This window comes from Aeromicrobium sp. Sec7.5 (assembly GCF_036867135.1).
GTDB lineage: Bacteria > Actinomycetota > Actinomycetes > Propionibacteriales > Nocardioidaceae > Aeromicrobium.
Window position 1 is genome coordinate 1,192,329 of the sequence record NZ_JBAJIJ010000001.1, and the last position, 16,675, is coordinate 1,209,003.

Below are 16,675 nucleotides of genomic sequence, written 5' to 3' on the forward strand. Positions count from 1 at the left end.
CACGATCCTAGACGATCGTCCCAGATCAGAGGCCGAAGAAGCTGACCGTCGTGCCCTTCTTCTGCGCAGACCCCCCGGTAGGGGTCTGGCCGATCACGGTGTAGTTGCGGTTGTTGCCGAACGAGGCGGCGTCGGGCACGAAGCCCGCGGCCTCCAGCGTCTGGATCGCCTGGTCGCGCTTCATGCCCACGATGTTCGGGACCGGGATGAGCTCGGGGCCCTTCGAGACGACCACGCCGATCGTGTCGCCACGCAGCTTGGTGCCGCCGGCCGGGTTCTGGCTGATGACGACACCCGGCGCAACGGTGTCGCTGAACTGCTCCTCGACCTCGACCACGAAGCCGAGGCCCTCGAGCCCTGCCACCGCGGCGTCCCGACCCTGGCCCGTGAAGTCCTGCACCTCGATCGGTTCGCGGCCCAGGCTGACGATCACGTCGATCGCGGTGTCGCGCTTGACCTGGTCACCGACCGCGACGCCGTCGACCCCGATGATCTGGCCCTCGGGGACCTCTTGGTCGTAGGCCTCGGTCTGCTCGCCGAGCTCGAGCTTGGTGTCCTCCAGGATGGCCGCGGCGCCCTCGGGTGTCTGTCCGCGCAGGTCGGGGACGACGTACCGCTCCGGCCCCTTCGACACGACGGCCTCGATGCGATCGCCCGGCAGGATGCGATCGCCCGGGCCCGGGCTCGTGGAGATGACCGACCCCAGTGGCACGGTCTCGGAGAAGGCCCGGGAGTCGACGGCGAACGTGTAGCCGGCCTCCTCGGCGGTCGCCTGCGCCTGCTGCTCGGTCATGTTGACCAGGCTCGGCGTGGGGTCGTACCGCCCGATGCCGAAGTACCAGCCACCCAGACCGGCGAGCAGCGTGAGCACCAGGGCCAGGACCAGCAGGATGCGGCCGCGCCGCGACGTCTGGCGATCGTTGCCGGCCGGCGGGCTCGGCGCCGCGGTGCGGGGCTCGGGCCGGCGCGGGGGTGCGGGGGAGCCGGGGGCACCCTGGCTGGACCCGGCGGGGTTCGGCGCCGGGGCCATCGGTGTCGCGCCGCTGAGGACCATCGTGGAGGTGCCCGCGCCGGCACCCGCCCCGGCCACGACCTCGGTGTCGGCACCCTCACCGGCGCCGCCGGCGACGGGAGCGGTGTCGACGTCGGCGCCGGCGCCGTCGGACCCGGGGCTGGCGATGACCGGCGAGGGCCGCAGGTCGGCCGCGAGCTCGGGATCGTCCTCGACGCCGTCGCGCAGGGCCCGCTGCACCTGGCGCAGCTGCTGGAGGAGCACGCGAGCATCGGCCGAGCGACGGTCGCGGTCACGGCTGGTGGCCCGCGCCACGAGGGCGTCGACGTAGTCGGGCAGGCCCGGGCGCTCGGCCGAGGGCGGCCCGATGTCCTCGTGGACGTGCTTGTAGGCGACCTGGATGGGCGTCTCGGCATGGTGCGGCTTGAGACCCGTGAGCATCTCGTAGAGCATCGCGCCGACCGAGTAGACGTCGGAACGGGCATCGGTGCCCGCGTTCACGACGACCTCGGGAGCCAGGTACGACACCGTGCCGATCAGCGTCTTGCCCGTGGCGGTCGTGGAGGAGCTCACGGCCCGGGCCAGGCCGAAGTCGGCCACCTTGACGCTGCCGTCGGGCGTGATGAGCACGTTCTCGGGCTTGATGTCACGGTGCACGATGCCGGCGTCGTGCGCGGCGACCAGCGCGATGAGGACCTGCTCGACGAGGTCGAGCGCCCGCAGGGTGGGCATGGGGGACTCGTGCCGCATGACGTCACGCAGCGTGCGACCGGGGACGAGCTCCATGACGAGGTAGGTGATGGGTCCGTCGCTGCCCTGGTCGAACACCGCGACGACGTTGCGGTGGTTCAACCGGGCCGCCGACTTGGCCTCGCGCTGGAACCGCTCCGTGAACTGCTCCGGGTCGCCCAGGCCCTGGTGCATGATCTTGACCGCGACCTCACGGTCGAGCCGGGTGTCCTGCGCCGTGAAGACACTCGCCATGCCGCCGCGGGCGATGAAACCGGTGATGCGGTACCGGCCGTGCACGAGCTGGCCGATCATGGCGTCGTCACCCACGACTGCCATGTTCCACCTCCTCGCGCGCACAGACCGGGGGACCGCCGGTCAGCGGCCCTGCCCGGCGAGTCTAGTGAGTGGGTCAGCGATCTCGGCGGACCGCGCGGTCGATGAGCGGCGCCAGCGTGTCCCGGGCCACGGCCGGCAGCGCGGCCAGGGCCTGGGTGGCCTCGGTGGCGTAGCGCTCGATCTCCGCCTCGACGTCGTCCAGTGCACCGCTGGAGCGCACCAGGTCGGCGGCGCGATCGACGCCTTCGACCGTGCCGAGGGCACCGGTCAGGCGGGACGCGTCCTCAGGGGCGAGCCGTGCCAGGGCGCGGGCCACCAGGAGCGTGCGCTTGCCCTCGCGCAGGTCGTCGCCCGCCGGCTTGCCGGTCGTGGCGGGGTCGCCGAAGACCCCGAGCACGTCGTCGCGCAGCTGGAAGGCCGCTCCGAGCGGCATCGCGACCGCGCTGAGCCGCAGCAGCAGGTCGTCGTCGGCGCCGCCCAGCACGGCGCCGAGGTGGAGCGGGCGCTCGATCGTGTACTTCGCGGTCTTGAGTCGCACGACGAGCATCGCGGCCTCGGCGTCGACCTCGGTGCGAGTCTGGGCGACGACGTCGAGGTACTGGCCGAACGTGACCTCCGTCTTGCACACGTCGAGCACCGAGAACGCCCGCGACAGTCGTGCCGCCCCGGGGCCGGAGGCGAGGTCGGGATCGATCGACGCAGCGTGCCTCAGCATCTCGTCGCTCCAGGAGAGCATCAGGTCGCCGAGGAGGATCGCGGTTCCGGAGCCGAATCCGACGGCGTCGCCGGCGCGACGCTCCTGGCGGTGGAGGCTCTCGAAGGCGCGGTGGACGCTGGGACGTCCGCGGCGGGTGTCGGAGGCGTCCATCAGGTCGTCGTGGACGAGGGCGCTGCCCTGCAGCCACTCCCAGGAGGCAGCGGCCGTGACGACCGCCGGTGGAGCAGGTGTGGTGGCAGCGGTGCCCGTGGCGGCACGCCACCCGGCGAGGCAGAACAGCGGTCGCATCCGCTTCCCGTCCGCGACGAAGCCGGTCGCGGCGTCGATGAAGCCGTCAAGGTCGGGGTGCACGCCGGTCCAGCGGCCCCGCTGGCGTTCGACGAACTCTGCGAGTGCCGTGTCGATCGTCACGAGATCGACGGGGGAGTTGTCGGCCGGACTCACGCCGCGGACGATACCGTGACCCCGTGCCCGACCTTGACCGTGCGTTGCTCGACCAGCTCGCCAGCGCCGCCCCGACCGTGTCGTTCGAGTTCTTCCCCCCGAAGGACGATGCCGGCGAAGACGTCCTCTGGGCCACGATCACCGAGCTGGAGACGCTCCGGCCCACGTTCGTGTCCATCACCTACGGGGCGGGCGGGACGAGCCAGGACCGCACCGTGCGTGTCACCTCGCGCATCGCGCAGGAGACGAGCCTGTGCCCGGTCGCCCACCTGACGCTGGTCCGGCAGACCCGCGACGAGGTGGCCGGCGTGCTCGACGAGTACGCGGAGGCCGGTGTCCAGCACGTGCTGGCCCTGCGTGGTGACCCGCCCGGAGGGCCCCGGGCGGACTGGGAGACCCATCCGGACGGCATGGACCACGCGATCGACCTCGTCGAGCTCGCCGCGGGCCAGGACCGCTTCATTCTCGGTGTCGCCGCCTTCCCCGAGGGCCACCCCGACGCCGAGAGCCGCGACCACGACGCCCAGGTGCTCGTCGACAAGGCGCGGGCCGGTGCCGAGTTCGCGATCACCCAGCTGTTCTTCCGGCCCTCTGACTACTTCGAGCTCGTCGAGCGGGTCCGCGCCCTCGGGTCGGACCTCCCGATCATTCCGGGCATCATGCCGATCCTGAACTTCGGACAGGTCGCACGCATGGCCGAGCTGTCCGGCGCCGAGATGCCGCGTGAGGTGCTGGACGTCATCGAGCCGATCGCCGACGACCCGGCCAAGGTGCGCGCCGCCGGTATCGAGCTCGCCACGCAGCTGTGCCGCGACCTCGTCGCGGGCGGCGCTCCGGGTCTGCACTTCATCACCCTCAACCGGTCCAAGGCGACCCGCGAGATCTGGGAGGCGCTCCGCGCCGACGGCGTCCTCTGAGGGCGTGTCGATCCGCCCGCCTCGAGGGGCGGGGGCAAGCGGCATGGACCGGCGGCCTGGGTGGCGGCACGGGTGAACTGACCGCGTGTCCGAGATGTGCGCGCAGTTGTGGGGTTTGGCTACGTGTGAACCCCACATCTGAGCGCACATCGTGGCCCACGCGCTCTTGCCGGTGCGGACGCCTAGCGCGGCACGGCGCCCAGGGCGCCGGAGATGGCGGCGGTCGCCATGCCGATCTGCTCGAGCCGGGGCCCGGGATGGGCGTGTGCGCCCGCGTGGAAGAGCCCACCGCTCGGCGCGACGCCGGGGCGACGGAACATCGACGTCCACCCGGTCCACATCCAGCCGTCGTCGACGTGGGCGACGACCTTCGACGGGTTGAGGTCGTGGCGCTCGAGGACCCGGTCGCGCAGGTCGATGCCGAAACGGGCCAGTGCCGCGAGGACGTCCTCGCCGCTGCGGTGCTCCAGCGTCCACACGCCCGCGGACGTGCGATGGGCGAGGACGGGGGGATTGCCGTGCACGAGCGTCTCGACGCCCAGCTCGGGCGGGTCCTCGCCGAGCACCAGCAGGGTCCGGGACGACGGCACCGCCGGAATCCCCGACCGGTGGACGTCGCCGGTCGGTACCGCACGGTTGCACCAGACCACGACCTCGCAGTCGATGCGTCCGGCGTCGGTGTCGACGCCGACGACCTGGTCGCCGTCGCGGGCCACCGCGAGCCCGCGCGTCCCGGTGCGCAGGTCGACCTTACGCTCGGTGAGCCGCCTCTCGAGGGCGGCGGCGAGGCCGGGCCAGTCGCCGTCGAAGTTCCAGAGGCCGAAGGAGCGCTCGACGTAGTGCCAGACCGACAGGAACGCCGGGGTGGCCCCGCGGTCCAGGCCCTGGTGGCGCACCGGGTCGAGCACGAGCTTGCGCAGGCGGGGGTCGCCGAAGCTCCGGCGGCCGAACGACGTCATCATCCGCCGGGTGTGCAGCAGCTTGCGTGCCTCGCGGTCGAAGTCCTCCGGGCCGTTCAGGACCTGGTCGTACGACTGGCGACGCAGCACCTCCCAGACCTCGCCGAGCGAGTCCACCCACGGCGACCAGGTGTCGAACCCCACGACGGACTCGATCGCGTCGTGCTGGTCGCTGCGACGACCGTGAGGGAGGTCGAGCACCGAGCCGTCCGCGAAGACGTGGCGGCGAGGGGGCGCGGGAGTCAGGCCGAGGCTGGCCTCCATCGTGCGCCCGGACTTGCGGAAGAGGTCACGGAAGACCCCCGGCGTCGTGACGGCCTGGGGGTGCAGGTTCCAGCGTCGCCCGTCGATCTCGATCCCGTGGAGCGCGCCGCCGACCCGGTCGGACGCCTCCAGGAGCGTCACGTCGTGGCGTGACTTGGCCAGCCGGACCGCCGCGGACAGCCCCGCGAAGCCAGCGCCGACGACCACGATCCGAGACATGCGAGCACCCTAGTGCGGACTCCGGGTGGTCGGGTGACCGAAGGGCGCCTAGACTTTGGGGAAACGCCATTGCTCAGGAGGCAACCGTGCCGCTGTCAGACGAGGAAGCCCGACTTCTCCAGCAGCTCGAGCAGTCGCTCGCTGCCGAGGACCCGGCCTTCGCCTCGACGCTGCGGGGGTCGGCGCTGGAAGCCCGCAACCGGCGCTTCGCGGTGTTGGCAGCCATCGGCTTCGTCGCCGGGCTGGGCGTGCTGTTCTACGGCACGATGCTCACCTACACGTGGCTCGCGGTCATCGGCTTCGTGCTGATGATCGGCAGCGGCTACCTCTTCGTCCACTCGTGGCGTCGCGGCTTCGGCTCGGGGTCCGAGGCCTCGCCGCAGGCTCGTGCGGCCGGACCCCGCGCGCCGCGTGGCAGCGGCTCGGGTCGTCCCCAGAAGCCGCAGAAGTCGGGCAGCTTCGTCGAGCGCATGGAACAGCGCTGGCAGAAGCGCCGCGACGACAACGGCGGTTTCTGACCCCTCCACCCCGCTCCACCTGACGGACCGAACCCTCTGGGTTCGGTCCGTTCTTGCGTGCGCCCGGCACGTCTGGGGCCGCTCGCCCGCCGCTCGGCGCTCCACCCTCCTCCCCGGAGCACCTCTCCTCGCGGTCTGACGGCGATTTCTCGGCGTGTGTCCCGCGACACGCGCACGTTCAGGGCGCTCAAATGCAGGGCGTTTGCCCCCTGGGTGGTGCAAAGTGGAGTACTGTGGAGCAAAAGGGAGCAGCCGAGATGAATCGGCGTGAGGTGGAGGAGGTGCGCCGTGACCGTCGAGTCCGCGCAGTTCTTCGGCACGTTCACCCCCAAGCTCGACGAGAAGGGCCGCATCTTCCTGCCGGCGAAGTTCCGCGCGATGTTCCACGAGGGCGTCGTCCTGGCGAAGGGTCAGGAGAACTGCATCTACGGGTGGAAGCCCGAGACGTTCTCCGAGCTCACGCAGAAGCTGCGGGCGTCGTCGTTCACGAACCGGCAGGTGCGCTACTTCCAACGCTCGCTGTATGCCAGCGCCTCGACCGAGGTGCCCGACAAGCAGGGGCGGGTCGCGATCCCGGCGCTGCTGCGCGAGTGGGCCTCGTTGGAACGCGACTGTGCCGTGATCGGCGCGATGGACCGGATCGAGATCTGGGACGAGCAGCGCTGGACGCAGTTCACCGCCGAGCAGGACGAGGCCTTCGCCAACCTCGGCGACGAGGAGGACTTCGACCTGTTCTGACGCACGACCACTCGTCCGTGGAGCGAGATCTCCGACCGAGCGGCCCTGGCGCACTTCCCCGGTGCCAGGACTGCACGGCCGGGGGTCTGGACCCACGGCCGCACCCGCAGGACCCGCTGCATCCCGACCCCGTTGCACCACGCACTGCTGTCCCCGAGGAGCGCCGATGACCACCCCGTCCCACGTGCCGGTGGCGCTCGAGCGCGTGCTCGAGCTGCTGGCCCCGGCCGTCGAGGCCGCGGGGGACCGTGCTGTCGTCGTCGACACGACCCTGGGTCTCGGCGGTCACGCGCGGGCCTTCCTCGAGACGTTCGAGCAGGCCCGCGTGATCGGCATCGACCGCGACCCGAACGCCCTGCGCATCGCCCGGGAGCGGCTCGCGGAGTTCGGTGACCGCTTCACGGCGGCCGAGGCCGTCTACGACGACATCGCCCGGGTCGTGGCCGAGGCCGGTGCGCCGACCGTGTCCGCGGTCCTGTTCGACCTCGGGGTGTCCTCGATGCAGCTCGACCAGGCCGAGCGCGGGTTCGCGTACTCCCAGGACGCGCCCCTCGACATGCGGATGGACGCGAGCGGGCCCCTGACCGCCGCCGACGTGCTCAACGACTACGACGCGCGGGACCTCGCGCGTGTCCTGCGGGTCTACGGCGAGGAGAAGTTCGCCAAGCGCATCGCCGACAACGTGGTGCGGGCGCGCGAGACCGAGCCGTTCACGACGAGCGCGCGCCTGGTCGACCTCGTGCGCCAGAGCATCCCGCAGGCGGCGCGCCGCACGGGCGGCAATCCGGCCAAGCGCACGTTCCAGGCCCTGCGCATCGAGGTCAACGACGAGCTGCGCGTGTACGAGCGGGCGCTGCCCGCCGCGCTCGACGTGCTCGACGTGTCGGGCCGGGTGGTCGTGCTGTCGTACCACTCGCTCGAGGACCGCATCACCAAGCGTGGGTTCAGTGCGGTCACGACGAGCACGGCGCCGCGCGACCTGCCGATCGTCCCGGAGGACCAGCGTCCCCGGTTCAAGCTCCTCACCCGCGGTGCCGAGGTTGCCTCGCCCGCCGAGATCGAGGCCAATCCCCGAGCCGCCTCCGTGCGTGTCCGGGCCGTGGAGAGGGTGGCTGCCGCATGAGCGAGCGCCAGCGAGCGAACATTCAAGATGACCTCATGACGGTGTCGCCTACCGTCGCTTTTTCCGAGGCGGTGCCGTCATGAGCGAGCGCCAGCGAGTGGACAGGTCATGAGCGCTGCACCGGCACGGTCGACGGTTCGACCCGCTGCACGATCCGCTGCCGTCCCGACCCGCGACCTGTCCCGGGCCGGCGCGGCTCGTGAGCGAGCCCTGCGCATCGTCGCGCCCGCCCGGGCACGGGCCCGCCGCGCGCCGTTCGTGGTCGTGGTCGTCACGATCTTGTCGGTCGGGCTGGTCGGGCTCGTCGTCCTGAGCACCGCCCTGCAGAACCAGGCCTTCGAGCTGGCGCGGCTGCAGGAGCAGTCCACGAGCCTCGCGGTGCAGCAGCAGCAGCTGGAGTACGACGCGGACCGCCTGGCGAACCCGGCGTCCTTGGCCGCGGCCGCGAGTGCGATCGGCATGATCCCCAACGAGACGCCCGTCTTCCTCAAGCCCGACACCGGCGAGATCATCGGTGTCCCCACCGCGGCCGGGAGCCGACCGTGAACGCCTCGACCCGCGCGCGACGCGCCGGTGTCGTGCGTCGACGCGTGCAGATCAGCCTCGCGATCGTCCTCGTGGTGTTCCTGGCCTTCGGGGCGCGGCTGCTGCAGATCCAGGGCTTCGACACCAGCGCCTACGCCGCGATGGCGAGCGATGCCGGGACCCGCTCGACCGTGGTGCCGGCCGAGCGCGGCGAGATCCTCGACCGCAACGGGGTCCCGCTCGCGACGAGCTTCGACGGGATCACCTTGACGGCCGACCCGAAGCTGACCGCCGAGAACGCCCCTCAGATCGCCGGGATCCTGCGTGAGGTGCTGGGGTCCGACATCGACTACTTCGACGTCATCGACCAGCTCCGCAAGCCCGACAGCCGGTTTGTCTACGTGGTCAAGGACGTGCCCGCGTGGCAGGCCGACCAGGTCATGGACGGGCTGAGGGAGGCCGACCTGAACGGGGTCTTCGTCCAGCACGAGAGCCTCCGTTCGTACCCGAACGGCTCCGTCGCCGCCAACCTCATCGGGCGCCTGAACGACGACGGCCAAGGTGTCGGCGGCCTCGAGCAGAAGTACGACGAGCTGCTGTCGGGCACCGACGGGTCGGCCACCTACAACGTCTCGCCCACGGGGGAGAAGATCCCGCTGGCCGACAGCCAGGTGACCGAGATGGTGCCGGGCAACGACGTGCGGACGACGATCGACAGCGACCTGCAGTGGTACGCCGACGACGCGCTGTCGCAGGCCGTGCAGGCCGCGGACGCCGACTGGGGCCTCGCCGTGACGCTGGACGTCCAGACGTGCGAGGTCCTGCAGATGTCGCAGGTTCCCACCTTCGATGCCGACGCGAAGACCGACCTCACCGACGCGAAGACCGTGAGTCGGGGGCTGCAGACGGTCTACGAGCCGGGTTCGGTCATGAAGACCGTGACGATGGCCGCGCTCGCCGACCAGGGCAAGATCGCGCCGACGACCCCCATCAGCGTGCCGTCGTCGATGTTGATCGACGGCTTCACGATCGGCGATGCGTGGGACCACGGCCAGCTCAACCTCACGGCAGCCGGCGTCATCGCGAAGTCCTCCAACCTCGGCACGATCATCGCCGCCCAGCAGATGGACGACGAGACGATGCACGAGTACCTGACGCGTTTCGGGTTCGGCCAGAAGACCGGCGTTGACCTCCCCGGCGAGTCGGTCGGCATCCTGACCGATCCCGCGGGCTGGTCGAAGGCGAACCACGCCACGATCTCGTTCGGCCAGGGCGTGTCGGTCACCGCGATGCAGATGGTGCGTGCGGTCGGCGCGATCGCCAACGGCGGCCAGATCTGCGATCCCTCGGTCGTCAGCGGACTGCAGTCGCCCGACGGCGTGACGACGGCGACCCCGCAGGACACCCCGCAGCAGATCATCTCGCAGGACGCCGCACGGTCGGTCACGACCATGATGGAGGCCGTCGTGACCGATGAGGGCTCGGCCCCGGCCGCCCAGATCCCGGGCTACCGCGTGGCGGGCAAGACCGGCACGGCGTGGCGCGTCGACCCCGACTCGGGTCGCTACGTCAGCGGGTCGCACACGGTCTCGTTCGTCGGGTTCGCCCCGGCCGACGCCCCGCGCTTCCTGACCTACGTCGTGATCGACAACCCCACCGCCGCCGCCAGCGGCGGTGGCACGGCGGCCCCGGTGTTCCGCGACATCATGTCGATGGCCCTGCAGCGGTTCGGCATCCTGCCGACGGGCGCCGGAGCGCCGCAGACGCCGACCACGTGGTGAGCCGCGCGCGCTCGTTCCTCGCGCTCATCTCCGTGTCTCGCTAGAGCGAGCCACGGGGCGGCTCAGTCTCGCTCCGCTCGACCAGTGGTCACCACCGGTGGTGAGCCGCGCGCGCTCGTTCCTCGCGCTCATCTCCGTGTCTCGCTAGAGCGAGCCACGGGGCGGCTCAGTCTCGCTCCGCTCGACCAGTGGTCACCCCCGGTGGTTGAGGTGCGAATGCCCGCAAGGGCGTGAGCCTCGAAACTCCGGTTGGCTGGCCGCCTGGGTCGGACCCGACAGGCGGCCACGGACCAGGCGCTGTGGCGCGCAAGCGACGATGCATCTGGGCTGCCCTGGCTGCAGGATTGCATCACCCCTGGTCCCGAACGCCCCCTCGGCAGCGGTCAGGTCGCCGACCCGCGCTCTAGTGCTGGGACTCGTAGGCCTCGGTGAGGGAGGCGGGGATGCGGCCGCGGGTGGGGACGTCGAGGCCCTGCGCGACGGCCCAGGCACGGACGTCCTTGGGCGAGGGGCCGCCGGAGGCGGAGGACGCCTTGCGGGCCGCCCGGGTCCCCGAGGCGCGGCGAGCGACTGCGACGTACGGCGCGAGGGCCTCGCGAAGCTCGTCGGCCTCGGTCTCGGTCAGGTCGATCTCGTAGCTGGCGCCGTCAAAGGCGAAGTGCACGGTGGGGGAGCTGGACTCGATGTCATTTCCGCTGAGGTCGGAGAAGTATTTCGCAATGGTGCGTTTAGCCATAAATCGGAGAATAGGCAACGGGTGGGAATTCGACAATACGAAGAAGTGGCGTGACGAGCGTTCGCCGACCCGGCCGGTAGTCTCGAGCGGTGCCTGACCTGATGCGTGACCGTCCCTCGACGACGCCCCGCCGTCGCCTGGCCGACCTGGTCACGAGCGCCGGCGCCTCGGGTCCAGGTGTCACCGGTCACCGTGACGTCGACGTCACGGGGATCGTCCTCGGGAGCCACCAGGTGGTGCCCGGCGACGCGTTCGCGGCGCTCCCGGGCGCGCGCGCCCACGGTGCACGTTTCGCGGGCGACGCCGCGGCCGCCGGTGCCGTCGCGGTCATCACCGACGTCGACGGGGCCGCCCTCCTGGCCGAGGAGCCGCGCCTGACCGGGGTCCCCGTGGTGGTGCTCGACGACCCCCGCGCCGACCTGGGCCGCCTCAGCGCCGAGCTGTACGACCACCCCACCCGGTCGTTCACGACGCTGGGGGTCACCGGCACCCAGGGCAAGACCACCACGACCTACCTCGGCGAGGCCGCTGCCGGGCCGCCGGCTGCGGTCGTCGGCACGATCGGCACCCGCATCCTCGGGCGCCCCGTCGCCTCGGCGCTCACCACGCCCGAGGCCCCGCAGCTGCAGGCCCTGTTCGCCGTGATGCGGGAGGAGGGCGTCCGCACCTGCGCGATGGAGGTGTCGAGCCATGCGCTCGTGAAGCGCCGGGTCGACGGCTTCGCGTTCGACGTCGGCGTGTTCCTCAACCTGGGGCGCGACCACCTCGACTTCCACCGCGACCTCGACGACTACTTCGACGCCAAGGCGCAGCTGTTCACGGCTGACCACGCGCGGCGGGGGGTCGTCAACGTCGACGACACCTTCGGTCGTCGCTTGGTCGACCGGGCCGAGGTACCCGTCACGACGTTCTCGACCGAGGGTGCGGTGGCCGACTGGCGCGCCGTGAACGTGCGGTCGCACCGGCTCGGCTCGGAGCTGCAGCTCGTGGCGCCCGACGGGTCCGCCGTCGACGTCGCGGTGCCGCTGCCGGGAGCTTTCAACGTCTCCAACGCGGTGGCCGTGCTCGTCGCCCTCGCGGGTGAGGGACGCGACCTCGGCGAGCTCGCCCGGGGCCTGGCGGCCTCGCCCGGCGTGCCCGGGCGGATGGAGCGCGTCGAGGCGGGCCAGGACTTCACGGTCGTCGTCGACTACGCGCACAAGCCCGATGCCGTCACGGCCGTGCTGCGCGCGCTGCGTCCGGTCACGGCGGGCCGCCTGATCGTCGTGATCGGCGCCGGGGGAGACCGCGACACGGGCAAGCGGCCCACGATGGGCGCACTCGCCGCCGAGCTCGCCGACCTGGTGGTCGTGACCGACGACAACCCGCGGTCCGAGGACCCGGCCCGGATCCGGCAGGCAGTCCTGGAGGGTGCCCGGGGCGGTCCCGCCGAGACGGTCGAGATCGGCGACCGTCATGAGGCGATCGCGCACGCCGTCGGTACGGCCCGGCGCGGCGACACCGTCGTGGTCGCGGGCAAGGGTCACGAGTCCGGGCAGGAGATCGACGGCGTGGTCCACCCCTTCGACGACCGCGACGTCGTGCGCAACCTCCTCGAGGGACGGGTGGATCGGTCGTGATCGAGCTCTCCGTCGGCCGCATCGCCGAGATCGTCGAGGGCCGGGTCGTCGGCGACCGCGAGGCGCACGTGACGGCTCCGGCCGTGATCGACTCGCGCCAGGTCGTCCACGGGGGGTTGTTCGTCGCGCTCCGGGGGGACCACGCCGACGGGCACGACCACGTCAGCGGCGCCGGCAGCCGGGGCGCCGCTGCGGCGCTGGTCGCCCGCGACCTGCCCGGGGCCGAAGTGCCGCTGGTCGTGGTCGAGGACGTCACGGTCGCGCTGGGACGGCTGGCCCGACACGTCCACGACGTCCTCGCCGCCGACGGACTCGTCACGATCGCCCTGACGGGTTCGGCGGGCAAGACCAGCACGAAGGACCTGCTCGCCCACCTGCTCGAGCCGGCCGGCCCCACAGTGGCGCCCGAGGGTTCCTTCAACAACGAGTGGGGCGTGCCGCTCACGGTGCTCCGGGCCGATCGGAGCACGCGGTTCCTGGTCGTCGAGATGGGGGCCCGAGGGCTCGGCCACATCGCGACGCTGTGCCGGATCACGCCGCCCGACGTCGCCGCGGTGCTGAACGTCGGCACGGCCCACGTGGGGGAGTTTGGCGGACTCGACCTGACGGCGCAGGCCAAGGGCGAGATCGTGGAGGCCCTCCGGCCCGACGGCAGGGCTGTCCTCAACCTCGACGACCGCCGGGTGCGCGCGATGGCCGATCGCACCGCGGCGTCGGTGCTCGGCTTCGGCGAGGACCCCGCAGCGGAGGTCCGGCTGGCGTCGCTCGCGCTCGACGGCACGGGCTTCCCGGCGCTCACGCTCGTCCACGCGGCGGAGTCCGTCGACGTCGTGCTCCCGCAGCTGGGACTGCACCACGGTGCCAACGCCGCGGCGGCCGTCGCGATGGCCGTCGCCGCTGGGGTGCCGTTCGTCGAGGCAGCCTCCCGCCTGGGCACGGCCACCCCCCGGTCGCCCCACCGGATGGCCCGGCACGTCACGAGCGAGGGCGTCGTCGTGGTCGACGACGCCTACAACGCCAACCCCGAGTCCATGACGGCGGCGATCGGCTGGCTCGCCGAGGCGGCGGGCGGCCGCGGGGTCGCGGTCCTCGGGGCCATGCTCGAGCTCGGCCCCGAGTCGGCCGAGCTGCACCGGCGCGTGGGCGAGCTGGCGCTGCAGTCGGGCCTGCGGTCCGTCGTCGCCGTGGGCGCGGAGGCAGCGCCGATCGCCGCAGGTGCCGGCGACATCGGCGTCACGGTGGCCGACGTCACCGAGGCCGTCGACCATCTCCGGGCGAGCCTGCGCCCCGACGACGTCGTCCTCGTGAAAGCATCGAGGGGCGGTCGGTTGGAGCGGGTCGTCGACGCACTGCGCGGCCCCAACCGGCATACTGCCGGGGGACCGCACACCCCGTAGGGGCCCGGTCGCCAGGGCCGACCCGTGGAGCCCGCCCGTCCGCCTGATCGAGAAGGAGCACCACCCCCGATGCTGGCCATCCTGATCGCTGGTGCCGTGGCGCTGATGAGCACGTTGCTCGGCACGCGCCTCGCCATCAAGGTGCTGGTCTCCAAGGGTTACGGGCAGCTCATCCGCGACGACGGTCCGACGTCGCACCACGTCAAGCGCGGCACGCCCACGATGGGTGGCCTGGTCATCCTCGTCGCGGTCGTGATCGGCTACGGCGCCGGACGACTCCAGGTCGGTGTGCCGCCCAGCGCCTCGGCCCTGCTGCTGCTGTTCCTGTTCGTCGGCCTCGGCGCCATCGGATTCCTCGACGACTACATCAAGATCTCGCGCCAGCGCAGTCTCGGACTGCGCAGCAAGGCCAAGATGGTGGGGCAGATCTCGGTCGGCCTGGTCTTCGCGCTGCTCGCGATCAGGTTCGAGGACGAGAACGGCGACACGCCGATCACGCACGCGATCAGCTTCACGCGCGACCTGCCCGGCTGGGAGCTGCCCACCGTGCTGCTCGTCATCTGGGTGCTCATCCTGATCGCGGGCACGAGCAACGGCGTCAACCTGACCGACGGCCTGGACGGCCTCGCCACGGGCGCCTCCGTCATGGTGTTCGGCGCCTTCGTGCTGATCAACATCTGGCAGTTCAACCAGAGCTGCGCCATCGCGCCGGGCGCGAAGTGCTACGACGTCCGCGACCCGCTCGACCTCGCGATCGTGGCCTCGGCGCTCACGGGCGCGTGCTTCGGCTTCCTGTGGTGGAACACCTCGCCCGCCAAGATCTTCATGGGCGACACCGGTTCACTGTCGCTCGGCGGCGCGATGGCCGGCTTCGCGCTGATGACCCGCACCGAGCTCCTCCTCATCGTGCTCGGCGGCCTGTTCGTCATCATCACGGCGTCGGTGATCCTGCAGGTCGGGTACTTCAAGCTCTCCGGCGGCAAACGGATCTTCCGCATGGCCCCCCTGCAGCACCACTTCGAGCTGCTCGGGTGGGCCGAGATCACGATCGTCGTGCGGTTCTGGCTCATCAGCGGGCTGTGCGTCGCGACGGGCCTCGGCATCTTCTACTGGGAATGGGTCGTCGGTCTGTGAGCGAGCGCGACCGTGCGGATCCTCAGGCCTTGGGCCGGGAGGACCGCTGGACCGGTGTGCGGGCGGTGGTCGCGGGACTGGGCGCCAGCGGGTACGCCGCGGCCGACACGCTGCAGCACCAGGGTGCCGAGGTCGTCGTGCTCGACCACGCGATCCCCGAAGGAGCCCAGCGGGAGAAGGCGACGCTCCTGGAGATCCTCGGCGTCGACGTCCGCATGGGGCCCGAGGCCGGCGTGTCGCTCGACGACGTCGACCTCGTGGTCACCTCGCCCGGGTGGCCGCCCTCGACCCCGCTCTTCCTCGAGGCCGCCGAGCGCGGCATCCCCGTCTGGGGCGAGGTCGAGCTGGCCTGGCGTCTGCGTGGCCCCGACGCGGCGCCGTGGCTCGCCGTCACGGGCACCAACGGCAAGACCACGACGGTGCAGATGCTCGACGAGATCCTCCGTGCCGAGGGCCTGCGTTCCGCGGCCGTCGGCAACGTGGGGCGTCCCGTCCTGGAGGCCGTCATGGATCCCGAGCCCTACGACGTCCTGGCGGTCGAGCTGTCGAGCTACCAGCTCCACTGGAGCGAGTCCCTCTCGTGCGAGGCGTCGGTCGTGCTCAACGTCGAGCCCGACCACCTCGACTGGCACGGTGACGAGGCGGCGTACGCCGCGGCGAAGGGCCGCGTCTACCAGCACGCCCGCCTCGCCTGCGTCTACAACGTGCAGGACGCCACGACCGAGCGGCTCGTGATGGATGCCGACGTGGTCGAGGGGTGTAGGGCGATCGGGTTCACCCTCGGCACCCCCGGGCCCGGCATGATCGGCCTCGTCGAGGACGTCATCGCCGACCGCGCGTTCGTCGAGGACCGACACACCAGTGCCGCCGAGCTGGGCACGCTGGCCGACCTGGAGCGGGACGGCGTCCCGGCGGCACCCCACGTGGTCGCCGACGCGCTGGCGGCCGCCGCGCTGGCCCGCGCCCACGGAGTCTCGCAGCGGGCCGTGCGCGACGGGCTGCGCAGCTTCCGCCTCGACGCCCACCGGATGGCGCTGGTCACCGAGGCCGGGGGAGTCCGCTGGATCGACGACTCCAAGGCCACCAACGTGTCGGCGGCCCGGGCCGCGCTCCACTCCGCCGCGGACGTCGTGTGGGTGGCCGGGGGGCTGGCGAAGGGTGCGACGTTCGACGAGCTCGTGCTCGACGTCCGTGACCGGCTGCGTGGGGTCGTGCTGGTCGGACGCGACCGCGAGCTGATCGCCGACGCGCTCCGGCGACACGCGCCCGAGATCCCGGTGATCGAGGTCGACAGCGGCGAGACTGACCCCATGGAAGCGGTCGTCGCGTCCGCAGCCTCGCTCGCCCGGGAGGGCGACACGGTGCTGCTCGCCCCGGCGTGCGCCTCCATGGACCAGTTCCGCAGCTATGCCCACCGTGGTGAGGCGTTCGCCGCAGCAGTGCGGCGTCACACCCGAACCTGAGACCCACTCCTGACACCCTTCCCCCAGGAGCAGCACCCCG

At 71.8% G+C, this 16,675-nt stretch carries 14 protein-coding genes; 10 read left to right on the forward strand and 4 right to left on the reverse strand.

The features are described 5' to 3' along the window. Positions 1-25 precede the first annotated feature (25 nt). Both pknB and V6S66_RS06055 read right to left on the reverse strand, forming a co-directional pair. Complete coding sequence (pknB, locus tag V6S66_RS06050; RefSeq protein WP_334205845.1) at positions 26-2,080, reverse strand: Stk1 family PASTA domain-containing Ser/Thr kinase; 2,055 nt, start codon at positions 2,078-2,080, stop codon at positions 26-28. A 73-nt stretch (positions 2,081-2,153) separates the two neighbouring features. Then, the gene (locus V6S66_RS06055) at positions 2,154-3,242 is read right to left on the reverse strand and encodes a polyprenyl synthetase family protein (protein ID WP_334205846.1); all 1,089 of its coding nucleotides are present in this window, start codon (positions 3,240-3,242) and stop codon (positions 2,154-2,156) included. Positions 3,243-3,265: 23 nt separating this feature from the next. Between V6S66_RS06055 and metF the strand changes: the two genes are divergently transcribed. Continuing rightward, a complete protein-coding gene (gene metF / locus V6S66_RS06060; RefSeq protein WP_334205847.1) occupies positions 3,266-4,159 on the forward strand; it encodes a methylenetetrahydrofolate reductase [NAD(P)H] in 894 nt (297 codons plus the stop codon). 182 nt (positions 4,160-4,341) lie between these two features. Here metF and V6S66_RS06065 read toward each other — a convergent pair whose 3' ends face one another. Beyond that, complete coding sequence (locus V6S66_RS06065) at positions 4,342-5,601, reverse strand: phytoene desaturase family protein (protein ID WP_334205848.1); 1,260 nt, start codon at positions 5,599-5,601, stop codon at positions 4,342-4,344. Positions 5,602-5,687: 86 nt separating this feature from the next. Here V6S66_RS06065 and V6S66_RS06070 point away from each other — a divergent pair, with 86 nt between their 5' ends. The 5 genes from V6S66_RS06070 (at position 5,688) to V6S66_RS06090 (ending at position 10,286) form a co-directional block, all read left to right on the forward strand. Further along, positions 5,688-6,119, forward strand: coding sequence for a DUF3040 domain-containing protein (locus V6S66_RS06070; RefSeq protein ID WP_334205849.1), 432 nt, complete (start codon positions 5,688-5,690; stop codon positions 6,117-6,119). 288 nt (positions 6,120-6,407) lie between these two features. Beyond that, positions 6,408-6,857, forward strand: a complete 450-nt coding sequence (mraZ, locus tag V6S66_RS06075; RefSeq protein ID WP_290580372.1) for a division/cell wall cluster transcriptional repressor MraZ — start codon at positions 6,408-6,410, stop codon at positions 6,855-6,857. A gap of 166 nt (positions 6,858-7,023) precedes the next feature. Next, complete coding sequence (gene rsmH, locus V6S66_RS06080) at positions 7,024-7,980, forward strand: 16S rRNA (cytosine(1402)-N(4))-methyltransferase RsmH (protein ID WP_334205850.1); 957 nt, start codon at positions 7,024-7,026, stop codon at positions 7,978-7,980. A gap of 108 nt (positions 7,981-8,088) precedes the next feature. Beyond that, a complete protein-coding gene (locus V6S66_RS06085; RefSeq protein ID WP_334205851.1) occupies positions 8,089-8,526 on the forward strand; it encodes a hypothetical protein in 438 nt (145 codons plus the stop codon). Beyond that, complete coding sequence (locus tag V6S66_RS06090) at positions 8,523-10,286, forward strand: peptidoglycan D,D-transpeptidase FtsI family protein (RefSeq protein ID WP_334205852.1); 1,764 nt, start codon at positions 8,523-8,525, stop codon at positions 10,284-10,286. Before V6S66_RS06085 ends, V6S66_RS06090 begins: the two co-directional genes overlap by 4 nt. A 403-nt stretch (positions 10,287-10,689) precedes the next feature. Here V6S66_RS06090 and V6S66_RS06095 read toward each other — a convergent pair whose 3' ends face one another. Further along, positions 10,690-11,022 carry a histone-like nucleoid-structuring protein Lsr2 gene (locus V6S66_RS06095; RefSeq protein ID WP_334205853.1) on the reverse strand — a complete coding sequence of 111 codons (333 nt, stop codon included), beginning with the start codon at positions 11,020-11,022 and terminating at the stop codon, positions 10,690-10,692. Between the two features lie 101 nt (positions 11,023-11,123). Between V6S66_RS06095 and V6S66_RS06100 the strand changes: the two genes are divergently transcribed. The 4 genes from V6S66_RS06100 to murD all read left to right on the forward strand — a co-directional run bounded on the left by V6S66_RS06100 (position 11,124) and on the right by murD (position 16,635). Then, the gene (locus tag V6S66_RS06100) at positions 11,124-12,641 is read left to right on the forward strand and encodes a UDP-N-acetylmuramoyl-L-alanyl-D-glutamate--2,6-diaminopimelate ligase (protein WP_442885914.1); all 1,518 of its coding nucleotides are present in this window, start codon (positions 11,124-11,126) and stop codon (positions 12,639-12,641) included. Further along, positions 12,638-14,038 (forward strand): UDP-N-acetylmuramoyl-tripeptide--D-alanyl-D-alanine ligase, encoded by a 1,401-nt coding sequence (locus V6S66_RS06105; protein ID WP_334205855.1) that lies wholly within the window; start codon positions 12,638-12,640, stop codon positions 14,036-14,038. Before V6S66_RS06100 ends, V6S66_RS06105 begins: the two co-directional genes overlap by 4 nt. Before the next feature lie 69 nt (positions 14,039-14,107). Continuing rightward, positions 14,108-15,172, forward strand: coding sequence for a phospho-N-acetylmuramoyl-pentapeptide-transferase (mraY, locus tag V6S66_RS06110; RefSeq protein WP_334205856.1), 1,065 nt, complete (start codon positions 14,108-14,110; stop codon positions 15,170-15,172). Continuing rightward, the gene (murD, locus tag V6S66_RS06115; RefSeq protein WP_334205857.1) at positions 15,154-16,635 is read left to right on the forward strand and encodes a UDP-N-acetylmuramoyl-L-alanine--D-glutamate ligase; all 1,482 of its coding nucleotides are present in this window, start codon (positions 15,154-15,156) and stop codon (positions 16,633-16,635) included. The genes mraY and murD overlap by 19 nt, the downstream gene beginning before the upstream one ends. Positions 16,636-16,675 lie beyond the last annotated feature (40 nt).